The sequence below is a fragment of the Halomonas sp. TG39a genome (assembly GCF_000744395.1).
Classification (GTDB): domain Bacteria; phylum Pseudomonadota; class Gammaproteobacteria; order Pseudomonadales; family Halomonadaceae; genus Vreelandella; species Vreelandella ventosae_B.
In genome coordinates this window covers 615,184-638,724 of record NZ_JQLV01000002.1, presented here as the reverse complement: position 1 = coordinate 638,724, position 23,541 = coordinate 615,184, and the positions used below count along the sequence as shown (strand labels likewise).

The 23,541-nt window shown below is 58.2% G+C and carries 27 protein-coding genes; 18 read left to right on the top strand and 9 right to left on the bottom strand.

All coding sequences use genetic code 11. From position 1 onward, the window contains the following. Positions 1-34 precede the first annotated feature (34 nt). From ftsB to lpxL, 11 genes are all read left to right on the top strand, one after another. A complete protein-coding gene (ftsB, locus tag U738_RS21065) occupies positions 35-373 on the top strand; it encodes a cell division protein FtsB (RefSeq protein WP_035585132.1) in 339 nt (112 codons plus the stop codon). After that, positions 370-1,080 carry a 2-C-methyl-D-erythritol 4-phosphate cytidylyltransferase gene (ispD, locus tag U738_RS21060; RefSeq protein ID WP_035585130.1) on the top strand — a complete coding sequence of 237 codons (711 nt, stop codon included), beginning with the start codon at positions 370-372 and terminating at the stop codon, positions 1,078-1,080. Before ftsB ends, ispD begins: the two co-directional genes overlap by 4 nt. A gap of 13 nt (positions 1,081-1,093) precedes the next feature. Then, the gene (ispF, locus tag U738_RS21055; protein WP_035585129.1) at positions 1,094-1,582 is read left to right on the top strand and encodes a 2-C-methyl-D-erythritol 2,4-cyclodiphosphate synthase; all 489 of its coding nucleotides are present in this window, start codon (positions 1,094-1,096) and stop codon (positions 1,580-1,582) included. Continuing rightward, positions 1,575-2,606 carry a tRNA pseudouridine(13) synthase TruD gene (gene truD / locus U738_RS21050; RefSeq protein WP_035585127.1) on the top strand — a complete coding sequence of 344 codons (1,032 nt, stop codon included), beginning with the start codon at positions 1,575-1,577 and terminating at the stop codon, positions 2,604-2,606. The genes ispF and truD overlap by 8 nt, the downstream gene beginning before the upstream one ends. Positions 2,607-2,760: 154 nt before the next feature. Then, positions 2,761-3,507: a 5'/3'-nucleotidase SurE gene (surE, locus tag U738_RS21045; protein ID WP_035585125.1), complete on the top strand. Its 747-nt coding sequence runs from the start codon at positions 2,761-2,763 to the stop codon at positions 3,505-3,507. Further along, positions 3,494-4,171, top strand: coding sequence for a protein-L-isoaspartate(D-aspartate) O-methyltransferase (locus U738_RS21040; RefSeq protein WP_035585124.1), 678 nt, complete (start codon positions 3,494-3,496; stop codon positions 4,169-4,171). The genes surE and U738_RS21040 overlap by 14 nt, the downstream gene beginning before the upstream one ends. Further along, positions 4,168-5,127 carry a DUF368 domain-containing protein gene (locus U738_RS21035; RefSeq protein ID WP_035585122.1) on the top strand — a complete coding sequence of 320 codons (960 nt, stop codon included), beginning with the start codon at positions 4,168-4,170 and terminating at the stop codon, positions 5,125-5,127. The genes U738_RS21040 and U738_RS21035 overlap by 4 nt, the downstream gene beginning before the upstream one ends. A 6-nt stretch (positions 5,128-5,133) precedes the next feature. Further along, complete coding sequence (locus U738_RS21030) at positions 5,134-6,210, top strand: peptidoglycan DD-metalloendopeptidase family protein (protein ID WP_035585120.1); 1,077 nt, start codon at positions 5,134-5,136, stop codon at positions 6,208-6,210. Positions 6,211-6,375: 165 nt separating this feature from the next. Next, positions 6,376-7,350 carry an RNA polymerase sigma factor RpoS gene (gene rpoS / locus U738_RS21025; protein WP_035585117.1) on the top strand — a complete coding sequence of 325 codons (975 nt, stop codon included), beginning with the start codon at positions 6,376-6,378 and terminating at the stop codon, positions 7,348-7,350. A 19-nt stretch (positions 7,351-7,369) separates the two neighbouring features. Then, positions 7,370-8,470 carry an alanine racemase gene (alr, locus tag U738_RS21020; RefSeq protein WP_035585115.1) on the top strand — a complete coding sequence of 367 codons (1,101 nt, stop codon included), beginning with the start codon at positions 7,370-7,372 and terminating at the stop codon, positions 8,468-8,470. 12 nt (positions 8,471-8,482) lie between these two features. Beyond that, positions 8,483-9,397: an LpxL/LpxP family Kdo(2)-lipid IV(A) lauroyl/palmitoleoyl acyltransferase gene (lpxL, locus tag U738_RS21015; protein WP_035585112.1), complete on the top strand. Its 915-nt coding sequence runs from the start codon at positions 8,483-8,485 to the stop codon at positions 9,395-9,397. 65 nt (positions 9,398-9,462) lie between these two features. On the opposite strand, the gene speD is transcribed toward lpxL, so the two are convergent. The 5 genes from speD to U738_RS20990 form a co-directional block, all read right to left on the bottom strand. Beyond that, positions 9,463-10,257: an adenosylmethionine decarboxylase gene (gene speD, locus U738_RS21010; protein ID WP_035585110.1), complete on the bottom strand. Its 795-nt coding sequence runs from the start codon at positions 10,255-10,257 to the stop codon at positions 9,463-9,465. After that, positions 10,254-10,682, bottom strand: a complete 429-nt coding sequence (locus U738_RS21005; protein ID WP_035585106.1) for an OsmC family protein — start codon at positions 10,680-10,682, stop codon at positions 10,254-10,256. Before U738_RS21005 ends, speD begins: the two co-directional genes overlap by 4 nt. A gap of 71 nt (positions 10,683-10,753) precedes the next feature. Then, the gene (locus U738_RS21000; protein WP_050713193.1) at positions 10,754-11,176 is read right to left on the bottom strand and encodes a gamma-glutamylcyclotransferase family protein; all 423 of its coding nucleotides are present in this window, start codon (positions 11,174-11,176) and stop codon (positions 10,754-10,756) included. Between the two features lie 3 nt (positions 11,177-11,179). Beyond that, positions 11,180-11,848 carry an N-acetylmuramate alpha-1-phosphate uridylyltransferase MurU gene (gene murU / locus U738_RS20995; RefSeq protein WP_035585103.1) on the bottom strand — a complete coding sequence of 223 codons (669 nt, stop codon included), beginning with the start codon at positions 11,846-11,848 and terminating at the stop codon, positions 11,180-11,182. Continuing rightward, positions 11,845-12,855, bottom strand: a complete 1,011-nt coding sequence (locus U738_RS20990) for an aminoglycoside phosphotransferase family protein (protein WP_035585101.1) — start codon at positions 12,853-12,855, stop codon at positions 11,845-11,847. Before U738_RS20990 ends, murU begins: the two co-directional genes overlap by 4 nt. Positions 12,856-12,925: 70 nt before the next feature. Between U738_RS20990 and U738_RS20985 the strand changes: the two genes are divergently transcribed. Genes U738_RS20985 through apaG form a run of 5 tightly spaced genes read left to right on the top strand, consistent with a single transcriptional unit; the run spans position 12,926 to position 18,769 of the window. Continuing rightward, entirely contained in the window at positions 12,926-15,376 is a 2,451-nt protein-coding gene (locus U738_RS20985) for an LPS-assembly protein LptD (protein ID WP_035585099.1), read from the top strand. Between the two features lie 48 nt (positions 15,377-15,424). Next, complete coding sequence (locus tag U738_RS20980) at positions 15,425-16,450, top strand: peptidylprolyl isomerase (protein ID WP_035585096.1); 1,026 nt, start codon at positions 15,425-15,427, stop codon at positions 16,448-16,450. After that, positions 16,450-17,514, top strand: a complete 1,065-nt coding sequence (gene pdxA, locus U738_RS20975) for a 4-hydroxythreonine-4-phosphate dehydrogenase PdxA (protein ID WP_035585093.1) — start codon at positions 16,450-16,452, stop codon at positions 17,512-17,514. Before U738_RS20980 ends, pdxA begins: the two co-directional genes overlap by 1 nt. A gap of 53 nt (positions 17,515-17,567) precedes the next feature. Then, positions 17,568-18,395 carry a 16S rRNA (adenine(1518)-N(6)/adenine(1519)-N(6))-dimethyltransferase RsmA gene (rsmA, locus tag U738_RS20970; RefSeq protein ID WP_035585090.1) on the top strand — a complete coding sequence of 276 codons (828 nt, stop codon included), beginning with the start codon at positions 17,568-17,570 and terminating at the stop codon, positions 18,393-18,395. Then, positions 18,392-18,769 carry a Co2+/Mg2+ efflux protein ApaG gene (gene apaG / locus U738_RS20965; protein ID WP_035585087.1) on the top strand — a complete coding sequence of 126 codons (378 nt, stop codon included), beginning with the start codon at positions 18,392-18,394 and terminating at the stop codon, positions 18,767-18,769. Before rsmA ends, apaG begins: the two co-directional genes overlap by 4 nt. Here the strand turns inward: apaG and U738_RS20960 are convergent. Further along, positions 18,766-20,214, bottom strand: coding sequence for a GMC oxidoreductase (locus tag U738_RS20960; protein ID WP_051912832.1), 1,449 nt, complete (start codon positions 20,212-20,214; stop codon positions 18,766-18,768). The genes apaG and U738_RS20960 overlap by 4 nt on opposite strands. Beyond that, positions 20,214-20,393, bottom strand: a complete 180-nt coding sequence (locus U738_RS20955) for a hypothetical protein (protein ID WP_035585085.1) — start codon at positions 20,391-20,393, stop codon at positions 20,214-20,216. Before U738_RS20955 ends, U738_RS20960 begins: the two co-directional genes overlap by 1 nt. Positions 20,394-20,640: 247 nt before the next feature. Between U738_RS20955 and U738_RS20950 the strand changes: the two genes are divergently transcribed. Together U738_RS20950 and U738_RS20945 are read left to right on the top strand one after the other, a co-directional pair. After that, positions 20,641-21,453, top strand: coding sequence for a symmetrical bis(5'-nucleosyl)-tetraphosphatase (locus tag U738_RS20950; RefSeq protein WP_035585083.1), 813 nt, complete (start codon positions 20,641-20,643; stop codon positions 21,451-21,453). 7 nt (positions 21,454-21,460) lie between these two features. Beyond that, the gene (locus U738_RS20945) at positions 21,461-22,600 is read left to right on the top strand and encodes a polynucleotide adenylyltransferase (protein ID WP_050713196.1); all 1,140 of its coding nucleotides are present in this window, start codon (positions 21,461-21,463) and stop codon (positions 22,598-22,600) included. Here the strand turns inward: U738_RS20945 and folK are convergent, their stop codons facing one another. Both folK and folB read right to left on the bottom strand, forming a co-directional pair. After that, positions 22,601-23,149: a 2-amino-4-hydroxy-6-hydroxymethyldihydropteridine diphosphokinase gene (gene folK, locus U738_RS20940; protein ID WP_035585080.1), complete on the bottom strand. Its 549-nt coding sequence runs from the start codon at positions 23,147-23,149 to the stop codon at positions 22,601-22,603. Beyond that, complete coding sequence (folB, locus tag U738_RS20935) at positions 23,146-23,526, bottom strand: dihydroneopterin aldolase (protein ID WP_035585077.1); 381 nt, start codon at positions 23,524-23,526, stop codon at positions 23,146-23,148. Before folB ends, folK begins: the two co-directional genes overlap by 4 nt. Positions 23,527-23,541: the final 15 nt, after the last annotated feature.

Sequence of the window (23,541 nt, the reverse complement as noted above, 5' to 3'; positions counted from 1 at the left end):
TGCATCTCAGCCGATAATGTCCAGGAGAGCAGCGATGCGCAAATGGCTAGTGATAACGTTGCTCGCGGTGCTAGCGCTGCTTCAGTATGAATTGTGGCTAGGCAACGGCGGCTGGCGCGATTTGCAGCAAGTGGAGCAGCGGGTCGCGGTTCAAGAGGCGGCCAATGTGCCCATGCGCGAGCGCAATGCGCGGCTGGCGGCCGAAGTGACGGATTTAAAAAACGGTTTAGACGCCATTGAAGAGCGGGCGCGTAGCGATATGGGCATGGTACGCACCGACGAACAGTTCTTCTGGGTGCCGGGTGTCGCGATCCAAAATGAGCTGATCGGCATCAATGCGGGGTTGGTTGCTCCCCAGGAGCCACGTCAGTGAGCCAAACCTGGCTAATTGTTCCCGCGGCGGGTCAAGGCCGCCGAATGGGGGCAGACAAACCCAAACAGTACTTGACCTTGGCCGACGAGCAGCCGGTGCTGGCGCATACCTTGGCGCGCCTTCATTGCGCCTTTCCAACCGCTCGCTTAGTGCTCTGTCTAGACGCCGACGACCGCTGGTTTTCATCGCACTGGGTGCCTTTCGCAAAGTGGCAGCGGGTGCCGGGTGGCAGTGAACGAATGGACAGCGTATTAAATGCCCTACACGCCATGGCGGCTGCAGATGATGACGTAGTGATGGTGCACGATGTGGCCCGCCCCTGTATTACCGTGGGCGACCTTCAGGCGCTTTATCAAGCTGTGGCGACGCACCCCGCTGGCGCGCTCTTGGCGATGCCGGTAGCCGATACCATGAAACGTGCCGATGACCAGTGCCTGAGCGCACGAACCGAACCCCGGGATGGCTTGTGGCACGCGCTAACGCCCCAAGGCTTTCGCTATGCGCTGCTGCGACGAGCCTTGGAAACCGCTCGCCAGCAGCAAACGCTGGTGACCGATGAAGCCTCGGCGGTTGAAGCCTTGGGTGAGTTTCCTCAGTTGGTAAGCGGGCGTCGCGACAACCTGAAAATTACCCACCCGGACGACTTGGCGCTGGCCGCCGCGATTATGGCGGCGCAGGCCGTTGTCGCGCCGGGCAGGGCTGAATAAATAGGAGCTTATAATGCGTATCGGCCACGGATTCGATGTACACCGCTTCGGCCCCGGCGATCATTTAATGATTGGTGGCGTTAAGCTGCCGTTTGAACACGGCTTTGTCGCCCACTCCGACGGCGATGTGCTGCTCCACGCGATTAGCGATGCGCTGTTGGGTGCCTGTGCGCTGGGCGATATTGGCCGCCACTTTCCCGATACCGACCCAGCGTGGGCAGGGGCCGACAGCCGTGAGCTACTGCGCCATGTGGTTACGCTTGTGCAACAACAGGGCTATGGGGTGGTCAATATCGACACCACTTTGATGGCCCAAGCGCCTAAAATGGCGCCGCACATTGAGGCTATGCGGGAAGTCATTGCCGCCGACCTAGGCGTTACGCTGGGGCAAGTCAACGTTAAAGCCACTACCACCGAACGGCTAGGTTTCACCGGGCGCGGTGAAGGTATCGCCGCTGAGGCGGTGGTGCTGCTTAACCGTGCTGAGGCGCTTAATGATTAATATGCCTGAGTGGCAGCGCAGCTTGGATGCTCATTTCGGCCCGCCCAAACCGGGCCAGTACCGTGCCCAGCCGGAGGATTTTTGGGTCGACGAGCAGCTTGATTTTACCCCTGAGGCACACGGTGAACATCTATGGCTGCGCGTTGAAAAGCGCAATCAAACCACGTTAGATGTGGTAAAAACATTAAGTCGGCTTTGCGGCGTGACACCCCGTGATATTGGTTACTCAGGCATGAAAGACCGTATAGCCGTAACCCGCCAGTGGCTGAGTGTGCATTTGCCCGGCCGTGACGCGCCACCTGAGCTTGAGCAGTCGCTTACTGTGCTGGGTATCACGGTGGTTGAACAGGCGCGCCACCCCCGTAAGCTCAAACGTGGTGTTCACCGTACGAATCGGTTTGTTTTGCGCTTGAGCGGTGAGGCCATTGAAGGTGAAGACTTTATCGCCCGCTGGGAGACACTTTGCCAGCAGGGCGTGCCCAACTATTTTGGCCCCCAGCGCTTTGGGCCTGAGGGGCGTAATCTTCAGCGTGCAGAGGCATTACTTAACCGAGGTTGGCGAAAACGCGACGATCGCCAGGGTATGATGCTCTCTACGGCACGCAGTTTTTTGTTTAACGAACTGCTTAGCGCGCGAATCGCGGATGGCACCTGGGCGCAGCCGCTGGCAGGCGATACGTTGATGCTGGACGGCACGCAAAGCGTGTTTCGTATCGACGCCTCCGATGCAACGCTTCAGGCCCGCGCCGCTGAGCTGGATGTTCACCCCACCGGGGTGCTTTGGGGCGTTGGCGAGTCCGAGCAAGGCGACGCAGCTGGCTACACAGCACGTTTGTTGCAGCACTACCCCGAGCTATGCAGCGGTTTAGAGCGCAGCGGTGTAAAGCAGGCGCGCCGGGCACTGCGCATGCGGCTGCTGGAACCACAGCTTGCGTGGGAACCTGGCGCCGTTCGGCTTGCGTTTGCGCTGCCGCGGGGGAGTTTTGCCACCGCCGCGCTGGGTGAGCTTATGTTGGCAGGCTGATTCAACTGTCAGAATTGAGCTTGGCATACAGAAAAGTTAGTAAAAGAGAGGGATATGAGCGGCTACGTTTCGTGCTTATGCTTTGCGCTTGTGTCTCTTGTGCTTACGACGTTTTCGATGACAAAGTTTGCGATTAAAAACAGGGAGACCCACTATGCGGCGACTGCTGCTTTCCAATGATGATGGTGTGCATGCGCCTGGGCTGCGTGCGCTGCACGATGCGTTGTTGGCTCATGCCAATATTCGCGTAGTGGCGCCCGACCGAGACCGTAGCGGTGCCAGCAACTCGCTCACTCTGTCACGGCCGCTCTCGCTGACACCTTTGGATAACGGCTTTTATAGCGTCGATGGTACGCCCGCGGACTGTGTCTATTTAGGCGTGCATGGGGTATGGGACGAAAAGCCGGATTTAGTCATCTCAGGTATCAATCACGGCAGTAACCTGGGTGATGATGTGCTCTATTCCGGCACCGTCGCGGCGGCGATGGAGGGGCGCAATCTGGGAATGACGGCGATTGCCATGTCGCTATGCGGTGAGCGCCATTTCGCCACCGCCGCCAGGGTGGCCGCCACCTTGATCGGTGCCGCGGATCAGCTCTCGCTACCACCGCGAACGCTGCTGAATGTCAATGTGCCCGATGTACCCTGGGAGGAGATCAAAGGCGTTAAAGTGACTCGCTTAGGCTATCGTGGGCCGGCAGAGAAGCCGTTAGCGGTCAAAGACCCGCGCGGCCGTGCGCGCTACTGGATTGCGCCGGTAGCGGCCAATGCTGATGACGGCGATGATACCGATTTTGCTGCTGTCGAAGCGGGCTATGTGTCGATTACTCCCCTACAAACAGACCTAACGCGGCACCCCGCGCTTAACGATGTGCAGGAATGGTTGGATGTTTTTGCCTGATATCTCTCCAGGAGAGCTGCGCGGTCGCGGCATGACCTCCCAGCGCACCCGTGACCGCATGGTCGAACGCCTCATGCAACAGGGTATTAGCGATGCCCGGGTGCTGGAGGTGATGGCTGGCGAGCCGCGTCACCTGTTTGTTGACGAAGCGCTGGCTCATCGTGCTTATGAAGATACCGCGCTACCGATTGGCTTTAGCCAAACGCTGTCGCAGCCGTTCATTGTGGCGCGGATGACGGAGCTTGTGCTGCGTGCTGAGCCGCGAAGAGTTCTGGAGCTGGGCACAGGGTCCGGCTATCAGACATTGATACTGTCGCGGTTGGTAGAAGAGCTCTACTCCATTGAGCGCATTGGTGCGTTACACGAGCGTGCGGCGCAGCGCTTAAGACGGTTAGCAGCGCCCGCCACGCTGGCGGTGGCGGACGGCGGCTATGGTTGGCCTGAGGTCGCGCCGTTCGACGTTATTTTGCTAACCGCTTGTGCCCAAACGTTGCCTACAGCGCTGCTAGAGCAATTGAGCAACGATGGGGTGCTAATCGCTCCGTTGGAAGAGCCTGATGGCAGCCAGTGGCTTACTCAGGTAAAGCGCATCGGCAGTGCCTTTGAAAAGCGTCGGCTTGAGCCCGTGCGCTTTGTACCCTTACTGCAAGGAGTAGTGGATTGAAGCGGCAACCCTTAGGACTTTTTTTACGCGGCGCAGGGATGGGCGCCGCCGACGCTGTACCCGGCGTGTCGGGAGGAACGATTGCGTTTATTAGCGGTATTTATGAAGAGCTGATTAACACCATCAAACAGTTTGGCCCCAGTGCCATTGGCGTATGGCGCCGCGGTGGCTGGCAGGCCTTGAGCAAGCATTTAAATCTCGCCTTTCTAGTGCCGCTATTGGCGGGGGTCGCGATTAGTCTGTTTAGCGTGGCACACTTGGCGCTCTGGTTGATGGAAGCGCATCCATTGCTGCTGGATGGGTTCTTTTTTGGCTTGGTGGCTGCCTCTGCCCTGGTGGTGGGGCAGGCGAGTAACGGCTGGAAACTGTGGTATTTATTGCCGCTACTGGTGGGAGTAATGCTGGCCCAGGCGTTGCCCGGCATGATGCCGCTGGTGTTATTAATGGATAATGAAGCACTGGTAGTAATGGTGGCAGGCTGTATTGCCATTAGCGCCATGCTGCTGCCAGGCGTGTCAGGCAGCTTTCTATTGCTGACCATGGGACTCTACGGCACCATCATGGGGGCAATTCGCAGTTTGGATCTGGGTATCATTGTGCTGTTTGGCATGGGCTGCATAGTCGGCTTAGCACTGTTCTCACGGCTGTTGTCCTGGCTGTTAAGGCGTCACCACACCTCAACCATGCAATTGCTACTGGGGTTTATTGTCGGTTCGCTACCGGTTCTCTGGCCATGGCGCGAACTGTTACGCTACCAAATAGGGCCAGAAGGGCAAATGATTCCTCTGGAGCACCGCTATTTATTGCCCGCTGACTATGCCGTATTGACCGGTGCTTCGGCACAAGTGGCCGGTGTTGTCGCGCTAATGGCCGTGGGCGCTCTGATTGTCGTGTTACTCAACCGACACGCGGATCGTCGGCCAATCGATACCCAGCTTGGCGCTGAAAAGGAGTAGGTTTGTATGTGTAAAGGTTATCTACCTAAAGTACTGATGATGTCGGCGCTGGCACTCGCAATGGCTGGCTGTGCCAGCCAGCAGGGCGGAGGCCCCCAGGTGCGTGATTTAAGCCAAGCACGCCAGGCGGTGGAAAACTCGCCCCAATATACGGTTAAAGCGGGCGATACCCTGTACGGCATTGCCTGGCAGCACAATTTGGATTATCGCCAGCTGGCAGCAATGAATAATATTGATCCGCCCTACCAAATTCGGCCAGGGCAAACCATTGCCCTGCGCGAAGGCGCCTCGTCAGCGGCCAGTAACCAGCCGGATGCTAATACCTCTGGCGGCGGCGGCGGTGGTGCCGTGGCGACGGGCCTAAGCCCGCAGACAGCCTCAGTGGCGAGTGATGACCAGGAGCTGGATTGGCTGTTGCCCGATGAATCAGCGATTCAGCGCAATCAGCGCCTGACGGCTGAACGCAATGCCGCAGAGCAAGAGGCCGATGGATCCTCCTCAACGCCTCAGCCTGAAGTGGTCGCGGCGGCTGATCCCGAGCCTGAGCCCGCCCAGCAGCCTGCTCCTCAACCATCATCAGAGCCCGAACAGGCGCCCGAGCCGGAACCTGAACCTGAACCCCAGCCTGAACCTGAACCCCAGCCCGAAGCTGCCCCTGCCACGCAAAGTGCCAGTGTGGATCGCTCTTCGCGGACCTATACGCCCGCTGAAACCATTGCCTGGCAGTGGCCTGCCGATGGCAACGTCGTTGGCGCCTTTGGTCAGGGCGATAGCATCACTGCCGGGATTGATATCGCCGGTGAAAAGGGGCAACCTGTTAAAGCGGCAGGCCCCGGCATCGTGGTCTATGCGGGCAGTGGCGTAAGGGGCTACGGCAACCTCATCCTGCTTAAGCACAACGATCAATTCCTGAGTGCGTATGCCCATAACGACAGCTTACGGGTCAGTGAAAATGATGTGGTCGAGGCTGGAGAGGTGATAGCCACAATGGGGGATAGCGATGCAGAAAACGTCAGATTACACTTTGAGGTTCGCCGTGATGGGCAACCGCAAGATCCCATTGACTTTCTGCCTTCCCGCTAATGCACTCAGCAAAAGAGTGAGCCGTCAGCGTTATAACCTGGACGTTGCCCGAATCGCTGTATTCGAGCGTCATATAACAATCGTCACATAACAATATGGTGTGCGTCCTGAACGCACCCCTTTGATTTTTAAATGGCGGGTAGGCGACAAACGAGGGGTAAGGCCATGAGTATGTTGGAGAAAGATCTACAGGAGGTTGACCTGGATGCTGCTGAGGAGGCGCTTGATGATACCGATGACGAGGTCACGGTAGAAGAAGACGCTTTCGAGAAAGCACTAGGGCGTGAGGATCGTCAATCGACCCAAAGCTTGGATGCGACGCAAATCTACCTCAACGAAATCGGCTTTTCGCCACTGTTAACGCCAGAAGAGGAAGTTTATTACGGCCGCCTGGCACGTAAGGGCGACCCCTTGGGCCGCTCGAGAATGATTGAATCCAACTTGCGGCTGGTGGTAAAGATTGCCCGCCGCTACCTAAACCGCGGCTTAACGCTGCTGGATTTGATCGAAGAGGGCAATTTGGGCTTGATCCGCGCGGTAGAGAAGTTTGACCCCGAGCGGGGCTTCCGTTTCTCGACCTATGCCACTTGGTGGATTCGTCAGACCATCGAACGGGCGCTGATGAACCAAACGAGAACGATCCGGCTGCCCATTCATGTGGTCAAAGAGCTCAATATTTATCTGCGTGCGGCGCGGGAATTAACCCAGAAGTTTGACCACGAAGCCACCGCCGAAGAGATTGCCGATCACCTCGATAAACCGGTTGAAGTAGTCAAGAAAATGCTCGGCCTTAATGAGCGCGTGTCGTCGGTCGACTACCCCATGGGTGGCGAGAGCGATAAGCCGCTGATCGATACCCTGGCAGACGATGAAGTGCAGGGCCCCGAAGCGCGCCTGGTGGATGGCGACGTCAAGCAGCATGTGGACCTTTGGCTGGACGAGCTGAGCGAAAAGCAGCGCGAAGTGGTGGTGCGCCGCTTTGGCTTGCGCGGCCATGAATCGGCCACCCTGGAAGAAGTGGGCGCCGAAATCGGTTTAACCCGCGAGCGGGTGCGCCAGATCCAAGTCGAAGCGCTCAAGAAACTACGCCGTTCGCTGGAAAAGCAGGGCCTGTCTCTGGAAGCTCTGTTTGAGACCTAATACATAAGCGAGACCACGCATGCGCCCCCTTGTGGCCGATATTGATCTGGACGCGCTGCGTCACAACTATCAATTGGCGTGCAGCTGCGCGCCCCAAAGCCGCTCAGTGGCGGTGATTAAAGCCGATGGGTATGGGCATGGTGCGCTTGCCTGCGCCCAGGCGCTGGCAAACCAAGCGCCGGCGTTTGCCGTTGCCTGCATTGAAGAGGCCCTTACGCTTCGCCAGGGTGGCATTACCCACCCCATTATCCTGCTGGAAGGCATCTTCAGCGCCGACGAACTGGCGCTGGTGGATTCCCACGGCTTCTGGATTGCGGTACACAGCCAATGGCAGGTCGATGCCCTGCTAGCTGCTTCACCTAAAAAGCCAATTCCTGTCTGGTTGAAAGTTGACTCCGGCATGCACCGCCTGGGCTTTGCCATCGACGAGGCTGCCGCCATCTGGCGTCAGCTAAGTGCCGCGCCAAGCGTGGCCTCGCTCCACCTAATGAGTCACTTTGCCAGCGCCGACTCCCGTGATAACCGCTACTTCCACCAGCAAATGGCCCGGCTTCAGGGGCTTGCCAGTGAGCTAGATGCGCCGCTGTGTTTGGCCAACTCTCCGGCCACCCTGGCGTGGCCAGTGGCCCACGGCGACTGGAACCGGCCTGGGGTCATGCTCTACGGCAGCGACCCTTTGGAAGTGGCCAATGACATCACCCAGCAGTTGCAGCCGGTGATGACCCTGCGCTCGGAAATTATTGCCCTGCGCGAGCTGGATGAGGGCGAACCTGTGGGCTATAGCGGCCGTTGGCGGGCGCCGCGACGTTCACGTATTGCCGTGGTCGCCTGCGGTTATGGCGATGGCTATGACCGTCATGCCCGCGATGGTACGCCGGTACTGGTCAACGGCCAGCGCTGTGCGCTTGCCGGTAAAGTCTCCATGGATATGCTCACCGTTGATGTGACGGACGTCCCTGAGGCCGCGATTGGCAGCGATGTCGTACTGTGGGGCAGAGCCAGCAACGGCGAAGTCCTGTCGGTGGATGAAGTGGCCCGTTACTGCGATACCATCAGCTATACGCTGCTCACGGGGGTACTGCCTCGGGCGCCGCGGCGTTATCATGGGCGCTCTGTTTAAACGGTTGTTTCCATGTCGAAATCACGTTACCCACGCTCCTTCGCCCACCCGCGATACTGGCCCACCTGGCTGGCTATTGGCGCGATGTATGCGGCTGCCTGGCTGCCTTGGCGATTGAAAATGGCCATTGGCAAAGGCCTTGGTTTACTTGCCTGGCGCTTTGCCAAGCGGCGTCGACGGATTACTGAAACCAACATTGCGCTATGCTTTCCGGAAAAGACCCCCGACCAACAGCATCAGCTGGTCAGAGAAACCTTTATTGCCAATGGCATCGGCCTGATTGAAACCGCCACCGGCTGGTGTCGCGATGGCGAAAGCCTACGTCACCGGGTTGCGTACATCGGCGAGGAGCATATGGCCCGCGCTGAGGCTCAAGGTAAAGGCGTGATTATTGTTGGCGTTCACTTCTCTTCCCTCGATTTAGGGGGCGCCATCCACGCGCTATTTTTCGCTGCCGATGCCGTTTATCGCCCGCATAATAACCCGCTGTTTGAGCGCTTTATGACTCGTGCGAGAAGGCGTAATTTTGGTGTCGCCATTGACCGTTATGACCTACGCGGCGCGGTGCGTCAGCTCAAGGCGGGCCGTATGGTGTGGTACTCGCCTGATCAGGATTTTGGCCGCGATGTCAGTGTGTTTGCGCCGCTGTTTGGCCAGCAGGCTGCGACCATTCGTTTAACGGCCAAGCTGGCGCGTATGACCGGCGCACCGGTGGTGCCAATGATGTTTCACCGCAACCCGGATAACGCGACTTATACGATTGAAAGCCTGCCCGCCTTGGAAGGCTTTCCCAGTGGCGATGAAGTGGCCGATGCCACGCGGATCAACCAGTTTATTGAGTTGGCCATTCGCAAGCACCCCGAGCAGTACCTCTGGCTGCATCGGCGTTTTAAAACCCGCCCCGAAGGTGAGCCCAGCGTTTATTAATCTCACTGTCGTCAGCCATAAAAAAAGCCAGCGTTAGCTGGCTTTTTGGCATTCCTGGGCGGCGTTTACTCCAGGTTGCGGGAGTAGAAAATTTCCAGCATCTCTTTACGCAGACGGCCCTCAATGTCACGGGCTTCTTCAAAGGTAATGTCGCGACGCGATGTGCCGAACAGGTAGTTATCCAGCGCGAAGTCTTTAAGCAACATTTTGGTGTGGAACATGTTCTCCTGATACACGTTAACGTCCATCATTTGATACGCATGCTTGGTGTCTTCAGCAAGGTAGTCTTGGATGGAGGTAATGCCGTGATCAATAAACAGTTTTTTGCCATCCACATCGCGGGTAAAGCCGCGCACCCGGTAATCCATGGTAACAATGTCGGAGTCGAAACTGTGGATCAGGTAGTTCAGCGCCTTTAACGGGCTGATATGACCACAGGTGGAGACATCGATATCCAGGCGGAAGGTACTGATGCCGTTGTCAGGGTGCGATTCAGGATAGCTGTGCACGGTGACGTGGCTTTTGTCCAGGTGCCCAACCACCGTCTCAGGCAGCGGTCCGGGGCCCGGCTTCACTTGTTCGGGTGCCGCCTCGTCAAGCTCATGTTCGGCAATTAATATCGTTACGCTGGCGCCATGGGGCTCGTAGTCCTGGCGGGCGATATTAAGCACATGGGCGCCGATAATATTGGTGACGTCTTTAAGAATCTGCGTTAAACGTTCGGCGTTGTAGAGCTCATCGATATAGTCGATGTAAGCCGCCGTCTGCTCTTCGGTTTTGGCATAACAGATGTCGTAAATGTTAAAGCTTAACGAGCTGGTCAGGTTGTTAAACCCGTGGAGTCGGAGATTGTCGGTCACGTCCGAACCTCGTCAATAATCTCAAAGGAATGGGTGATCTTAACGCCGCCGTTAACGAGCATGATCGATGCACTACAGTACTTTTCAGCGGAGAGTTCAACCGCGCGGGCAACCTGCTTCTCTTTCAGCGCGCGTCCGGTTACCACGAAATGGACGTGGATCTTGGTAAAGACAGCGGGCACCTCATCGGCGCGTTCGGCGTCTAGCTCAGCGACGCAGTCGGTCACATTGGCACGCGCTTTATCCAAAATATTCAAGATATCAAACGCGGTGCAGCTGCCCATGCCCATTAATAGCATTTCCATTGGGCGAGGCCCTGTGTTGCGGCCACCGTGGTCGGGCGGGCCGTCGATCACAACGCTGTGCCCGCTACCGGATTCCGCCACGAATTGGCGGCCTTCTGTCCATTTTACCCGTGCTTTCACGCTGCTCTCCTCATCTAGGCGACGAAAGGTAAGTCGCGCAGCATAACATTTCTTGGCCTGCGCGCCTCTCCTCAGCGCCGCTGTTGAACATTGTTAATGTTCGGCATGTGCCAGCCACCTTCAACAATGGCTGGTTTACCCACCACGCTGGGATTGTATAGATACACCCAGGCAAGGCCAAAACAGGTGGTTATCTGCTGGCGGTCATATTCGCCCTGGGCCGGGGCATCAACGCGGTAGTCCTCTAACCGGTCTAGCTGGGCCAAGTGGTCAATGTTGATCCGATAGACCTCAAGGGTGACCCCTTTTGACGGCTGCCATTTGGCACCGGGGTAGGGGCCAATATCGTAGAGCGTGAGCGCTGAGGCAACGTCACTCCCTAGCAGTGTCGCACCATTTAGCCAGTGGGCATTGTTGAAGCCTTGTTTTAGCGTGCCGTAGACCGCTACCCGTGGCGTGTCAGTGATTGCCTCACTTAAATAGCGCGGATGCATAGACTACCTCCCTTTGCCCTGTAGCTGGCTTTCCAGCGAGGCCAAGCGTTCAGGGGTGCCCACATCGACCCAGAGGCCAGTGTAACGTTCACCGCTTACCCGATGGTTATCAATGGCAGCTCTAAGCAGTGGCGCCAGTGCAAAGGCGCCCTGGGGCTGACCGGCTAACAGGGCGGGGTGAATCACACCGATGCCTGAATAGGTTAAGCGCTCAGCGCTGGTTTGGTTAACGCGCCCATCCTCGAGGCCAAAATCCCCATTCGCGTGGTGTGGCGGGTTTGCCACCAGCACCAGGTGCGCCAGATCGTCGCCTTGCAACGCGTGTTTGCCGGGAAGCGCTGTGCACCAAACATCACCGTTGACGAGCAGAAACGGCGCATCGCCCAGCAGTGGCAGCGCTTGCTGAATACCGCCGCCAGTTTCCAGCGGCGCTGTTTCCCGGCTCCAGTGAATCCGTAGCCCGTAGGCCTCTCCGTCGCCGAGTGCTGCGATAATCTGCTCTGCACGGTAGCTAACGTTGATGACCACTTCATGAATGCCCGCCTCACGAAGACGCTCAAGATGGTGCACAATCAGCGGCTTGCCCGCCACGGGCAGCAGCGGCTTGGGGCAGTGGTCGGTGAGCGGGCGCATCCGCTTGCCCAGGCCCGCGGCTAAAATCATCGCTTTCATGACGGTATTTCCGCTAGTCGTTTCATAATGGCAGGCCGTAAAGTGAGTTGGAGCCACTCAGCGAACTCATCCTGCTCGGTCAGAAACGAAAAGCTATCTTCCAGGTGATCCAGAAAGTGCGGTAAGCGCTCCAGATAGCCACTTTTTTGATCGCGCAGGGTTAAACGGCAGAAAATTCCCAACACTTTTAGTGATCGCTGGGCGGCCATAGCGTGGCACTGGGTGAGAAAAGTGGCAAAATCCACGCTGCTGGAAAGTCGGCCGTCGCTGCGCGCCTGGCGATAAAAAATATCGACAAAGTCGGCAAACTGCTCGCTGCTAAAGTGGCAGTAGCGACCCCGGAGCAGTGAGATTAAATCATAGCTAAGCGGGCCCGCCACCGCGTCCTGAAAGTCGATCATAAACAGCTGTTGTTTATGTACCATCAGGTTCATGGCATCAAAATCACGGTGCACAGTGACCACCGGCTGCGCTAAGGCGTGCTGGATTAGCTGCTCGCGAACGGCGTGCCAGCTTTCCGGCGGCGGCAGCTTTAACCAGGCACTAAGACACCACTCAGGAAACAGGTCGAGCTCGCGGCCCAGCAGTGCCGTATCATAAACCGGCAGTGAGTCGGGGCCTACGCGGTTTTGCAGCTCGGCGATCAGCGTGAGAGCCTGGGCATGGTAGGTCTGTGTGGTCGCGTCGTCGCTAAATAAATGCTGCAGCGGTGTATTGCCCAAGTCCTCAAGCAGCAGAAAGCCGTCCGCGAGGTTAGCCGCGTGCACCTTGGGGACCGGCAGTCCGGCACTGCGCCAGCGCCGGGCAATGGTCACAAATGGCTGGGAGTCCTCTTGCTCAGGCGGGGCATCCATAACCACCTGGGTGGTGCCGTCGGGTAGCGTAAGGCGAAAATAGCGCCGAAAACTCGCATCGCCCACGGCAGATGAAAGTGAAATATCGGCCTTGGATAGGCCATTTTGTTGGGCAGCCCACATGGTGAGGGCGTTAATCCGATATGAGGACATGCAAGCTCCTTGCTGGTCGGGCATCATGCGGGCTGTATAATACCGATTCTGGATGCCAAGGATAACGAACATGGGCAAGCGATTTTCGCGCACCTTGCCGGTTGCGCATACGCTGATGGGCAGTTTGCTTGCTGGCGCCTCGTTTACGGCGGTGGCTCAGGGTCAAACCATGTCCGCTGAAGCGTTGGATTGGCAACCCTGGGGGGAAGAGGAAGCGGCTAACCAATTGTGCCGTGGGCGCTACGTCATGCCCAACTACCGCTTGCCAGCGGAAGATAACCCGGAAACTCTCTCGCTAGAGGCCAGCGACGTCGATTATGCCGCCGACGGCGAGGCGTTGTTACGTGGTGATGTGGTGCTGCGCCGCGGCAATGAAGAAGTGGAAGCCGAGCGTGTGTTTTTACCCGCTGACCGCCAGCAGGTCGATGCAGAGGGTAATATCGCCATCCGTGATGGGCGCGCTTTAGTCCGTGGCGAGCAGGCGATGCTAAGGCTAAACGAAGACCGCGCCACCCTGGGCAACAGCCACTATGTGCTCTACGAGCAGCATCTGCGAGGTCAGGCCAGTCAACTAGAGCAGACCGGGGAAAATGAGTACCGCCTGCAAGACGCAAGCTTTACCACCTGCGACCCGGGCGCCAATAGCTGGCAGCTGGTCAGCAGTGATATTCGCTTGAATCAGGCTGAGGGGTTTGGCACCGCGCGGCATGCCCGCTTGGAGGTGAAAGATGTGCCGGTATTTTACTGGCCTTGGTTACGCTTTCCCATCGACGATCGCCGCCACACGGGGCTGCTGTCCCCGTCGATTGGCTTTTCAACGGACGGTTTCGACTACGCCCAGCCGTTTTATTGGAATATCGCCGCTAACCACGATGCGACTATCACACCGCGCTGGATGAGTGATCGCGGGCTGCTAATGAACGGTGAGTACCGCTACCTGTTTGAGGAGAGCGCAGGCATCGTTGAAGGCGGCTATTTAAATAGCGATAACGGCGGCTCTGGCGGCAATGAAAACCGCTTTGAGGGCGAAGATCGCTGGTACGTGGATGCCCGCCACGCAGGGCGTGTAAACGAGCGCAGTAATTATCGACTGCGCTATGGGGCGGCCAGTGACGGGCGCTATTTTGATGACTTTGGTGGTGAGTTTGGCGACAGTGACCGCGTCAGCATGGAGCGGTTGGCCCAGGTTGATTACCGCGGCCAGCGTTGGCAGTTAGATGCCCGTGCCCAGGGTTTCCAGCGCTTGGAAGACCCGCTGAGCGATAGCGATAAACCCTTCTATCAACTGCCGAGTCTGAGCGCGAATGCCAATTGGCAGTTCGACAACGGGCTATATACCCAGTGGCGATCGAACGCGACCTATTTTTGGCGCGATGTGGATGAGCGCCGCGTGCCGGAGCGTGAAGCGGCCACCGGTAGCCGTTTGCATCTATCGCCTGCGGTTGGTTGGCGTTTTGAACGGCCCTGGGGGTACCTTGAGCCGCGCACCGAGCTGTGGAATACCGCCTATGAACTGGATTACGGTGAGCGCGACACACAGCGTAGCGATTCGCCCAGCCGCAGTGTTGCGTTGACCTCCATTGACAGCGGGCTCGTCTTTGAGCGTGAGCTGGCCCTGGGGGGGCGCGATTATCGGCAAACCCTGGAGCCGCGCTTGAACTACGCTTACGTGCCGCGTACCGATCAGAGCGAACTGCCTGACTTTGACAGCCGCGAACGCGCTTTCTCCTGGGATCAGCTCTGGTCAGCCCAGCGCTTTTCCGGCACCGACCGGGTGGGCGATCTTAACCGGCTCTCATACGGGGTGCAGTCGCGGCTACTGGAAGATGCATCCGGTCGTGACCGGCTCTCGTTCGGGGTAGGCCAGAGTGTTTACTTTGAGGATCGCCGAATCGATAGCGAAGGCGATGCTGATACACTGCCGGATCGGCCAGAAGATAATGCCAGCGTCAATCCGGAAAGCCGCTACCAAGCCACTCGGGATCGTTCGCCGCTGGTGTCACGTCTTGATTGGCAGATCAATGATCGCTGGAGCAGTGGAGCAGAATGGCTCTACGATGATCACCGTGAACGTACCGAACGTTCAAGCATTGATGTAGGTTATCGGCACCCGAAAGGGCATGTAGTGAACCTTGGCTACCGTTGGGAGATCGAAGGGTTCGACCCAGGCGTATTGCCGGGCGACGATGGCTTCCGCGACTATAACCGCGAAGAGTGGGATCTCTCGTTTGCCTGGAAAGCCACAACCAACATTGATTTGATTGGCCGCTACCTGCACGATCAAACCAATGAGCGCTCCCTGGAGCAATTGGCAGGCGTGCAGTGGAACAACTGCTGTTACGGTTTGCAGTTGGTGTGGCGCGAGTGGGTAGACGACAATGACACCGCCCCCATTGATGATGATTTTAATGATCGTGGGCTATTTTTGCGCTTCGTATTCCGTGGTCTAGGCGGCGTTGGTCAGGATGCGGATAGCTATTTTGAGCAGACCATTCCTGGCTATAGTCCGACTGCCCTGTAAATGACTTCCATCGAATGGCTAATGAAGCTAATGAAAGAGACGTTTGTTATGAAAATGAGAAAGCCCCTGCTAGGCCGTATGAAACAGCTTTCTGCTGGTAGCCTGCTCGCGTTGTGTGTAGGTGCAGGCCTTGCGCTGGCCCCGCTAACCCTGCAGGCGCAGAACTTCCAGTCCACCCAGCGCCAGGCGCTAGACAGCGTTGTTGCAGTGGTTAATAACGATGTGATCATGCGCAGCGAGCTTAATGATCGCATGGCGCAAGTCGAGCAGCAGGCGCAGTCCCAGGGCGGCAGCCTACCGCCGCGCTCCCAGTTGGAGCGCCAGGTGCTTGAACGCATGGTGATGGAAGAGATTCAACTGCAAATGGCGGAAGATGCCAATTTGAGCATCGATGATACCGAGCTCAATGGGCAGGTGCGCTCGATTGCCGAATCCAACGGTATGACGCTTGATGAGTTTGCCGATGCCGTGGAAGCCGACGGTATGACGCTGGCCAGCGTGCGCGAGGATATTCGCCGCGAAATGCTGATGCGCCAGGTACAGCAGCGCCAAATTAGCGACCGCGTATCGGTCAGCGACCGTGACGTTGAGCGCTTTCTAAACCAGCAGTCCGGCCAATCAGGGGAGCAGAACTTTATTGAAGAGACCCGTGCCCGCCACGTACTGATTGCACTAACCCCTAATCGTGATGAAAATCAGGCCCGTGCACGAGCCGAAGAAGTGCGCCAGCGTCTATCACAAGGCGAGGATTTTGCCTCGGTGGCACGTGAGTATAGCGATGATAGCGGTACTGCCCTCAACGGCGGTGAGCTGGGCTGGGTTCGACCAGGGCAAACCGTACCCGCCTTTGAAGAAGCGATGCGTGAGCTGGACGTTAATCAGGTATCCCAGCCGGTACGTTCTCAGTTTGGCTACCACGTGATTGAGGTAGAGGAGCGTCGTCGTCAAAACGTTACCCAAGAGAGCCAGCGCGAGCAGGTGCGTCAAGCGATCTTCCAGCGTCGCGCTAACGAAGAGTTAGAAACCTGGCAGCAAGAGGTGCGCTCTCAGGCCTTTGTTGATATTCGACTCTAATGGTAGCGGGCGCTTTATCAACCGATAGCACTTTGCCGGTGGTCGTCACCACTGGCGAACCGGCAGGTATCGGCCCCGAGCTAACGCTGATGCTGGCGGCTCAGGGCAACCTTCCCGCCCATACCGTGGCGATTGGTGACCCGGCGATGCTGCGCCAACGCGCAGCCGCACTGGGGCTCAATGTTACGCTTAAAGAGTGTGCACCCGGCGAGTGTCCAAGCGGCGCCAATATGCTGCCGGTTTGGCCTGTAGCGCTCAAGGCGCCTGCTGTGCCGGGGGTTCTTGATCCGGCCAACGCTGACTACGTATTGGCCACCCTGGCGCTGGCTGTGGATGCCTGCCAAAGGGGCTTGGCTGCTGCTATGGTCACGGCGCCGCTGCACAAAGGCGTGATTATCGAGGGCGGGCATTCAGCCTTTACCGGCCACACCGAATGGCTGCGCGATGCCTGCAACGTCGAAGAAGTCGTCATGATGCTGGCCACCGACGCGGCGCTGCATGCGGCTTCACCTGGCTGGCAGGGCAATGGCGATCTTCGTGTGGCACTGGTGACCACCCACTTACCGCTGCGCAACGTCGCCGACGCCATCACCTTTGAGCGGGTCACGCGTATCAGCCGCTTGCTGGCGGCCGATTTGCAGCGACAGTTTGGGATTGCCAAGCCACGCATTGCGGTGTGCGGCTTAAACCCCCACGCCGGTGAAGATGGCCATCTGGGGCGCGAAGAGCTGGATGTGATTATTCCGGCCCTTGATGCGCTGCGCGCTGAGGGAGTGGATATACTTGGCCCCTTGCCCGCCGACACGCTGTTTACCCCCAGGCACTTAGCTGGTGTCGATGCGGTGCTGGCGATGTACCACGACCAGGGCTTGGCGGTGTTAAAATACGCAGGCTTTGGTCAGGCCGCTAATATTACTCTGGGCTTGCCAATAGTGCGTACTTCAGTTGACCATGGCACTGCGCTGGATTTAGCCGGCAAAGGCGTGGCAGACCCCGGCAGCCTAAACGTCGCTATCGCCCTTGCGCGCCGTTTGGCCGTGCAGCGGTTGGCTGCTACCGCTTAGCTTTTTCTACTCAATACTCCCGATTGCATCCGCACTCCAAGGAACACCGTTTGATGTCTACTGTGCCCCAACACCGCGCTCGTAAACGCTTTGGTCAGAACTTTTTACGCGACCTCGGCATTATTTCGCGGATCGTTCGCGCCGTTGGCCCACGCTCGACGGATCGCCTCGTCGAAATCGGTCCAGGCCAGGGGGCGCTGACCGAGCCGCTGCTGGAAGCCGCGGGGCATTTAGAAGTGATTGAACTCGACCGCGACCTGATCCCCGGCCTTCGGGTGCAGTTTTTCAACTACCCGGACTTTGTGATCCATGAAGGCGACGCGCTGAAGTTTGATTTTGCCGCGCTGAAAGGCGATGGACCCGCGCTACGCGTGGTGGGGAACCTGCCCTATAACATCTCCACACCGCTGATAATTCATCTGCTGGCGGCAGGAAGTGCCATAGAGGATATGCACTTTATGCTGCAAAAAGAAGTGGTTGAGCGCTTGGCGGCAGAACCGGGCGGCGCTGATTGGGGGCGTTTATCGGTCATGGCTCAGTACTACTGCCAGGTCGAGCAGCTGTTTATTGTGCCACCGGAAGCCTTTGTGCCACGCCCCAAGGTCGATTCGGCCATCGTGCGGCTAACCCCCCATGAAACGCTGCCCCATACCGCGGATGATCCAGCGCTGCTGTTTGATCTAGTCAAGCTCGCCTTTGGCCAGCGGCGCAAAACGCTGCGCAATAACTTCAAAGGACGGGTGAGTGCCGCTACCCTGGAAGACCTGGGTATTGACCCCATTCGCCGTCCGCAAACCTTGACGGTTGAAGAGTACGTGGCGATTGCCAACCGGGTCACTGCCGACGAGCAAGCGAGCGGTGAGCGGGGCACTCAAGCGTGAGTGGCCTGGCGATCAAGGTAAGCGTTGTGCCTAGCTATCGTGCCGATGAGTCTAACGACGGCGAGTCGCGCTACGTGTTCAGTTACACCGTGACCGTGCACAATCAAAGCCCCCACAGCGTTCAGCTTATGGCGCGCTACTGGAAAATCACCCAGGGCGGAGGCGAGTACCAAGAAGTGCGCGGCAAAGGCGTTGTCGGCCAGCAGCCGCTGATCGGTCCCGGCCAAAGCTTTCGCTACACCAGCCGGGCGATTCTCCAGACCCCGGTGGGCGTTATGGAAGGCGCCTATACGCTGTTAGACACCTCCACCCAGCGTGTTTTTGAGGTGGCGATTACGCCATTTAGATTGGCCGTACCTCTTCAGCTCCACTAGGCGCTCCGCGTTAGTTCACTCTCTAGATGGTCGCAAAGCCGCAGAGCCAACTGCACTAACGTCAACGTGGGGTTGGCGTGCCCCGCGCTGGCAAACACGCTGGAGCCCGCCACGTAAAAGTTATCCTGGGCAAACAGGCGGCAGTCGGCGTTCACGATACCTTCCTCGGCATTTAGGCTCATGCGCGTGCCACCCATATGGTGACGCCCTGCCAGTTCGCCATCGGTGGGCAGCTGCACCGGCGTATCGGCGAGCCAGGGCGCCATTTGCAGTCTGCCCACCTCGTTGTCGCGCAGATACTCCCCCAGTAGCAGCATGCTTTCGCGTATGGTGCGGCGATCCAACTCAGATTGCCGCCATACCAAGCGGCTCCTGGGTACCCCCAATTTATCCAACTCATCGCTCAGCTCAATACGGTTGTCATAGCGCGGTTCCTGCTCCCAGGCGGCTCTTAACACTGCGCCGTGGATGACCCGACCTTGAGCCTGCCAGACTCGTAGTCGACCGGCCAGCGTGGGCGCTTGGTCGGCGAGCTCGTCAATCAGTTCCTGGGTGGCTTCAGCGTTCATGCGGTGCAAGCGCAGCCCACAATTAAGTATTTGCCGTGCGTTGATGGCGTCAGCGGTGGGGGAGAGGAAAACATTGTACTCGTCGTCCAAGCCCAGTGCGGCGGGCTCAAATAGCAGCGCCTTGCCCACCGTGGCGTGGGGGTGCTCCATCCAGTAGCGCCCCAGAGTATCGGCTTGAGGTATTAGCTGGCCATTTAACTGCTGGTTGCACCACTGCAGCAGGCGTGAGTTGTCGATGCCGCCGCAGGCGAGTATGAAATAGCGCGCCTGAACCTTGCGGTAGTCGCCCCGGTAATTTCTAAAAGTGGCGCTGGTGACCTTGCCAGCCAACGTTTCCAGTGCCACCAAGTTGGCTGTTAGGCAGCACTCCAAAGTGACCGAATCGCTCAGCGTCGCGGCATACTTCTCTTTCATGCGTGTGGGGTGACCCAGCGAAAAATAGATGCGCTTTAACCCTGCCTCAGGGATCAAATGATCGGCTAGCGTGGGCTCCAGACCAAGCATGTTAACGGCCGCGCTGTAGTAAGGAGCTAGCGCATTGCGGCCTATTGGCCAGGCGGTTTCGCTGGCGGCGGCTTTGGCATTGAAGTCGTAGCGATCCAAGGGGCGACAAATGCCGCCCCAGTGGTTGGTCGACCCACCCAAATGACGCAGCCGAGCGCCATACAGAGGAATATAGGGGTCGCCGACGACGTCGCCTTGGTAGCACTCTTGGGAGCGTTCGCTGTAGTCCGCATCGCCACCTTCACAGAGCAGTACGCGATGCCCCCGATCCGCCAGGGTAACGGCCATGGAAATGCCCGCCGCACCCGCGCCGATAATGCAGACATCCCAGGCGTCGCTGTGCTCGCTGATATCCTCAAAGGCGATATACATCAGCGGTCACTGCTGCGCAGTAACCAGCCATTAACCGTCACCGCAACGTTCGGCGGGGCAAGTTTGGGAGCGGCAGCCTGCGCGCTCGGCAACAGCGCTGTGCCAGGCAGTATGAGTGCGCCAAGGCTTGCCAGCGTTGCCGCGCGCAGCAGCCCGCGTCGAGAATGATCCATTGTCATAGGCGTATCGTTTTCCCTAACAGTTATTACGAGGTGGCGAAGTATTGAATGGCTAAGTATTGAATGACTAAGTATCGAATGGCTAGGCTATCGAAAGGCTTAAGAGCATCAAGGAGTACTTTTATAGTGATCCAGGTTGGCTCTTTTCACCAGCGTTAATCATCAACATAAACAGCCTACGGCAGGCAGAAGGGGGCGCTGAAGTGGTAGTATTTAGCCCACTTATTTTATTAAAAAGGCCTCCCGCATGAGTACCTATGCGATCGGCGATCTGCACGGCTGCCACGCCGAATTTGTAACTCTGCTTGAAAAGCTCAGCTTCGACCCCGCGCGGGATACGCTATGGCTAGTGGGTGATTTGATTAATCGTGGGCCAGGTTCTTTAGCATGCCTGCGCGAAGTGCGCGCGCTGGGTGGCGCCGCCCGAAGCGTATTGGGCAACCACGATTTCCATTTGCTGGTAGTGGCCCGTGGTGGCGGCAAGCTGAAAAAAAACGATACCCTGAGCGGTATTCTTGATGCCCCTGACCGCGAAGCGCTGCTGGATTGGCTACAGAGCCAGCCGCTTAGCGTGTTTGAAAACGGTACGCTGATGACCCACGCGGGGCTGCTTCCCCAGTGGAGCGTTCTCCAGACTGAGGCACTTGGGCGGGAAGTGCAGACGGCGCTTGCCAGCGAAACATCCGGTGAGTTTTTAACCCAGCTATTTGGCAACCAGCCGGATGCCTGGCGCGACGATCTAGACGGCATGGATCGCCTGCGCCTGACGGTCAATGTACTCACCCGGATGCGCTTTATTGATGCCCAGGGGCGTTTGGATTTTGCCGCCAAAGAGGGGCTCGATAGCGCACCAGGGGGCTTTTTGCCCTGGTTTCAATATCCGCGGAGCGATGACGCCCGGCTGCTCTTCGGCCACTGGGCGGCGCTGGAAGGACATACCCCACTGGCGCAGGTGCCCGTTGAGGCGCTGGATACGGGCTGCGTTTGGGGCGGTCGCTTAACCGCACTCAATCTGGATAGCGGCGAGCGAACCAGCGTGCCCAGTCAACAGGGAAAATAAAATCGTAATGGAAAGAAAACATACTCAACAACGCGCTGATTCCCGCTTGGCGGGCCTGAACGTCTATCGGGTCGGCGGTGCCGTGCGCGACACGCTGCTGGGCTGGCCTGTTTACGACAATGACTGGGTCGTCGTGGGCGCCACGCCAGACGCCATGCGCAAGCGCGGCTTTAAACCGGTGGGGCGTGACTTTCCGGTCTTTCTGCATCCGGATACGGCCGAGGAGTACGCACTCGCCCGCACCGAGCGCAAGTCTGGTCATGGCTATGCGGGGTTTGAAGTACACGCCAGCCCCGGTGTCAGCCTGGAAGAGGATCTGCTGCGGCGTGATTTAACCATTAACGCCATTGCCCAGAGCCCCGAGGGTGAATTAACCGACCCGTTTAATGGTCAAGGCGATATCGAACAGCGCGTACTTAGGCATATTTCCGCAGCGTTTAGCGAAGACCCGCTGCGGGTACTGCGTACCGCGCGCTTTTTGGCCCGCTATGCAGCGATGGGCTTCACCATTGCCCCTGAAACCCTGGCGCTGATGCGTCAAGTGAGTCACAGCGGTGAACTTGAGCATCTGGCCGCCGAGCGGGTCTGGGTCGAAACGGAGAAAGCGCTAGGCGAGCCGAGCCCAGAGGTCTACTTCACCACCCTTGAGCGCTGCGACGCCCTCACCGTGTGGTGGCCAGAATTACTGGGCGAGGCGCTCGTAAAGGGTCTGGCAGCGTTAGCTCAGGCGCCTGTCAGTGGCAAGCTGGTAGTGGCTCACTGGCGCTATGCGCAGTTGGTGTCGCCGCTAACGGCGGAGCAGCGCGAAGCTTTGGCAGCGCGACTCAAACTGCCCAACGCCGTTGCTCAGCTTGCTCGCCATACCGCGCTTACGCATGGATTGCTTGCCGCCACACTGGATGGCCCCAGCGTGCTGCACTGGCTGGAGCGTTTGGATGGCTGGCGTAAGCCCGAGCAGGTCGAGGCGCAGCTAGCGCTAGTCAAGGTGCTGGCGCCTGAGCAGGTTGGGCAACTCGAAAGCGCCTGGCAGGCTGCTCGGGAGGTTAGCCCCCAGGCGTTAATAGCCGAAGGGTATCAAGGGGCCGCGTTGGGAGAAGCCTTGCGTGAGCGGCGCGGGCAGACGGTGGCGACTGCGCTAGCGGATTAGTCACCGGCGAGCCGCCGCAAGAAGGGGCTGTTGGTCTGCTTGGGAGATCCAGCGGCCGCGCCAACTAAAATCGACGGCCCAAAGACGCTGGCTGCCTAGTTCGAAGGCGTTCCATAGCGCGGCATAAGGGGTGCCGCAGCGGGGATGGCGCTGTTCAGGCAATAGCTCTGCAAGCGGTTGCAGAACAAACGCATTATGGGTGATTTCGCCGCGCGGGAGGGCAACATCGTCAACAGTGCCACAAAGTCTGCCCACGGTGAGCAGGTCGATATCCAGCGCACGAGGGCTAAATTTGGCAATATCGGGCAGGCGGCCATGCTCAATTTCCAACTGCTTACCCCACGCCTGAAGCTCGCCGGGCGTCCAGGCGCTGTGAAACGCCACTACCAGGTTATAAAAATTGCGACTGTCGGCGAAACCGACCGGCTCGCTTTCAAACACCCGAGAGATTTGTAGGGGGCCGAAGGTATCGGCAAGCGCATCAAGGCAGCAGCGAATATGCCGAGTGGGATGGATATTACTGCCTAAACTGACCGTCACCAGGTTCATGCGTTGGTCTCCTGGGCTGCCTCCGGCAGGCTGCCGCGGGTAATTTCCAGGCCGACGCTAGCGGCGTTGGGGACTGCCCCCGGTTTACGCACCGTTAAACGCAGCCAGGTAATCGGAAACTCCGTACGCAGGCACTCAGCGAGGCGTTCGGCAAAGGTCTCTACCAGAGCGAATTGATGGGCGTCGGCAAACTGCTGAATGCGCTGGCAGATAGCGGCGTAATCCAGGGTGAGGTGTAGTTCGTCGGTGGCTGCCGCCGAGCGAATGTCGGTCGCCAGCACCAAGTCTAGGCTTAGCGACTGTTGAATCGAGCGCTCCCAATCGTAGACACCAATGACGGTGTCGACGCTTAACGCTTCAATAAAAATGCGATCCATCCAGCTTCCCCCTAC

What these genes read in the sequence shown, in the direction of transcription:
- U738_RS20980 (WP_035585096.1), top strand. Translation starts at nt 15,425, where the DNA reads ATGAAAATGAGAAAGCCCCTGCTAGGCCGTATGAAACAGCTTTCTGCT.
- U738_RS20955 (WP_035585085.1), bottom strand. Translation starts at nt 20,393, where the DNA reads ATGACAATGGATCATTCTCGACGCGGGCTGCTGCGCGCGGCAACGCTG.
- lpxL (WP_035585112.1), top strand. Translation starts at nt 8,483, where the DNA reads ATGTCGAAATCACGTTACCCACGCTCCTTCGCCCACCCGCGATACTGG.
- folK (WP_035585080.1), bottom strand. Translation starts at nt 23,149, where the DNA reads ATGAACCTGGTGACGGTCAGTTTAGGCAGTAATATCCATCCCACTCGG.
- murU (WP_035585103.1), bottom strand. Translation starts at nt 11,848, where the DNA reads ATGAAAGCGATGATTTTAGCCGCGGGCCTGGGCAAGCGGATGCGCCCG.
- truD (WP_035585127.1), top strand. Translation starts at nt 1,575, where the DNA reads ATGATTAATATGCCTGAGTGGCAGCGCAGCTTGGATGCTCATTTCGGC.
- alr (WP_035585115.1), top strand. Translation starts at nt 7,370, where the DNA reads ATGCGCCCCCTTGTGGCCGATATTGATCTGGACGCGCTGCGTCACAAC.
- U738_RS20950 (WP_035585083.1), top strand. Translation starts at nt 20,641, where the DNA reads ATGAGTACCTATGCGATCGGCGATCTGCACGGCTGCCACGCCGAATTT.
- U738_RS20945 (WP_050713196.1), top strand. Translation starts at nt 21,461, where the DNA reads ATGGAAAGAAAACATACTCAACAACGCGCTGATTCCCGCTTGGCGGGC.
- ispF (WP_035585129.1), top strand. Translation starts at nt 1,094, where the DNA reads ATGCGTATCGGCCACGGATTCGATGTACACCGCTTCGGCCCCGGCGAT.
- ftsB (WP_035585132.1), top strand. Translation starts at nt 35, where the DNA reads ATGCGCAAATGGCTAGTGATAACGTTGCTCGCGGTGCTAGCGCTGCTT.
- pdxA (WP_035585093.1), top strand. Translation starts at nt 16,450, where the DNA reads ATGGTAGCGGGCGCTTTATCAACCGATAGCACTTTGCCGGTGGTCGTC.
- surE (WP_035585125.1), top strand. Translation starts at nt 2,761, where the DNA reads ATGCGGCGACTGCTGCTTTCCAATGATGATGGTGTGCATGCGCCTGGG.
- U738_RS21030 (WP_035585120.1), top strand. Translation starts at nt 5,134, where the DNA reads ATGTGTAAAGGTTATCTACCTAAAGTACTGATGATGTCGGCGCTGGCA.
- rsmA (WP_035585090.1), top strand. Translation starts at nt 17,568, where the DNA reads ATGTCTACTGTGCCCCAACACCGCGCTCGTAAACGCTTTGGTCAGAAC.
- U738_RS21000 (WP_050713193.1), bottom strand. Translation starts at nt 11,176, where the DNA reads ATGCATCCGCGCTATTTAAGTGAGGCAATCACTGACACGCCACGGGTA.
- folB (WP_035585077.1), bottom strand. Translation starts at nt 23,526, where the DNA reads ATGGATCGCATTTTTATTGAAGCGTTAAGCGTCGACACCGTCATTGGT.
- U738_RS20985 (WP_035585099.1), top strand. Translation starts at nt 12,926, where the DNA reads ATGGGCAAGCGATTTTCGCGCACCTTGCCGGTTGCGCATACGCTGATG.
- U738_RS20960 (WP_051912832.1), bottom strand. Translation starts at nt 20,214, where the DNA reads ATGTATATCGCCTTTGAGGATATCAGCGAGCACAGCGACGCCTGGGAT.
- rpoS (WP_035585117.1), top strand. Translation starts at nt 6,376, where the DNA reads ATGAGTATGTTGGAGAAAGATCTACAGGAGGTTGACCTGGATGCTGCT.
- U738_RS20990 (WP_035585101.1), bottom strand. Translation starts at nt 12,855, where the DNA reads ATGTCCTCATATCGGATTAACGCCCTCACCATGTGGGCTGCCCAACAA.
- U738_RS21040 (WP_035585124.1), top strand. Translation starts at nt 3,494, where the DNA reads ATGTTTTTGCCTGATATCTCTCCAGGAGAGCTGCGCGGTCGCGGCATG.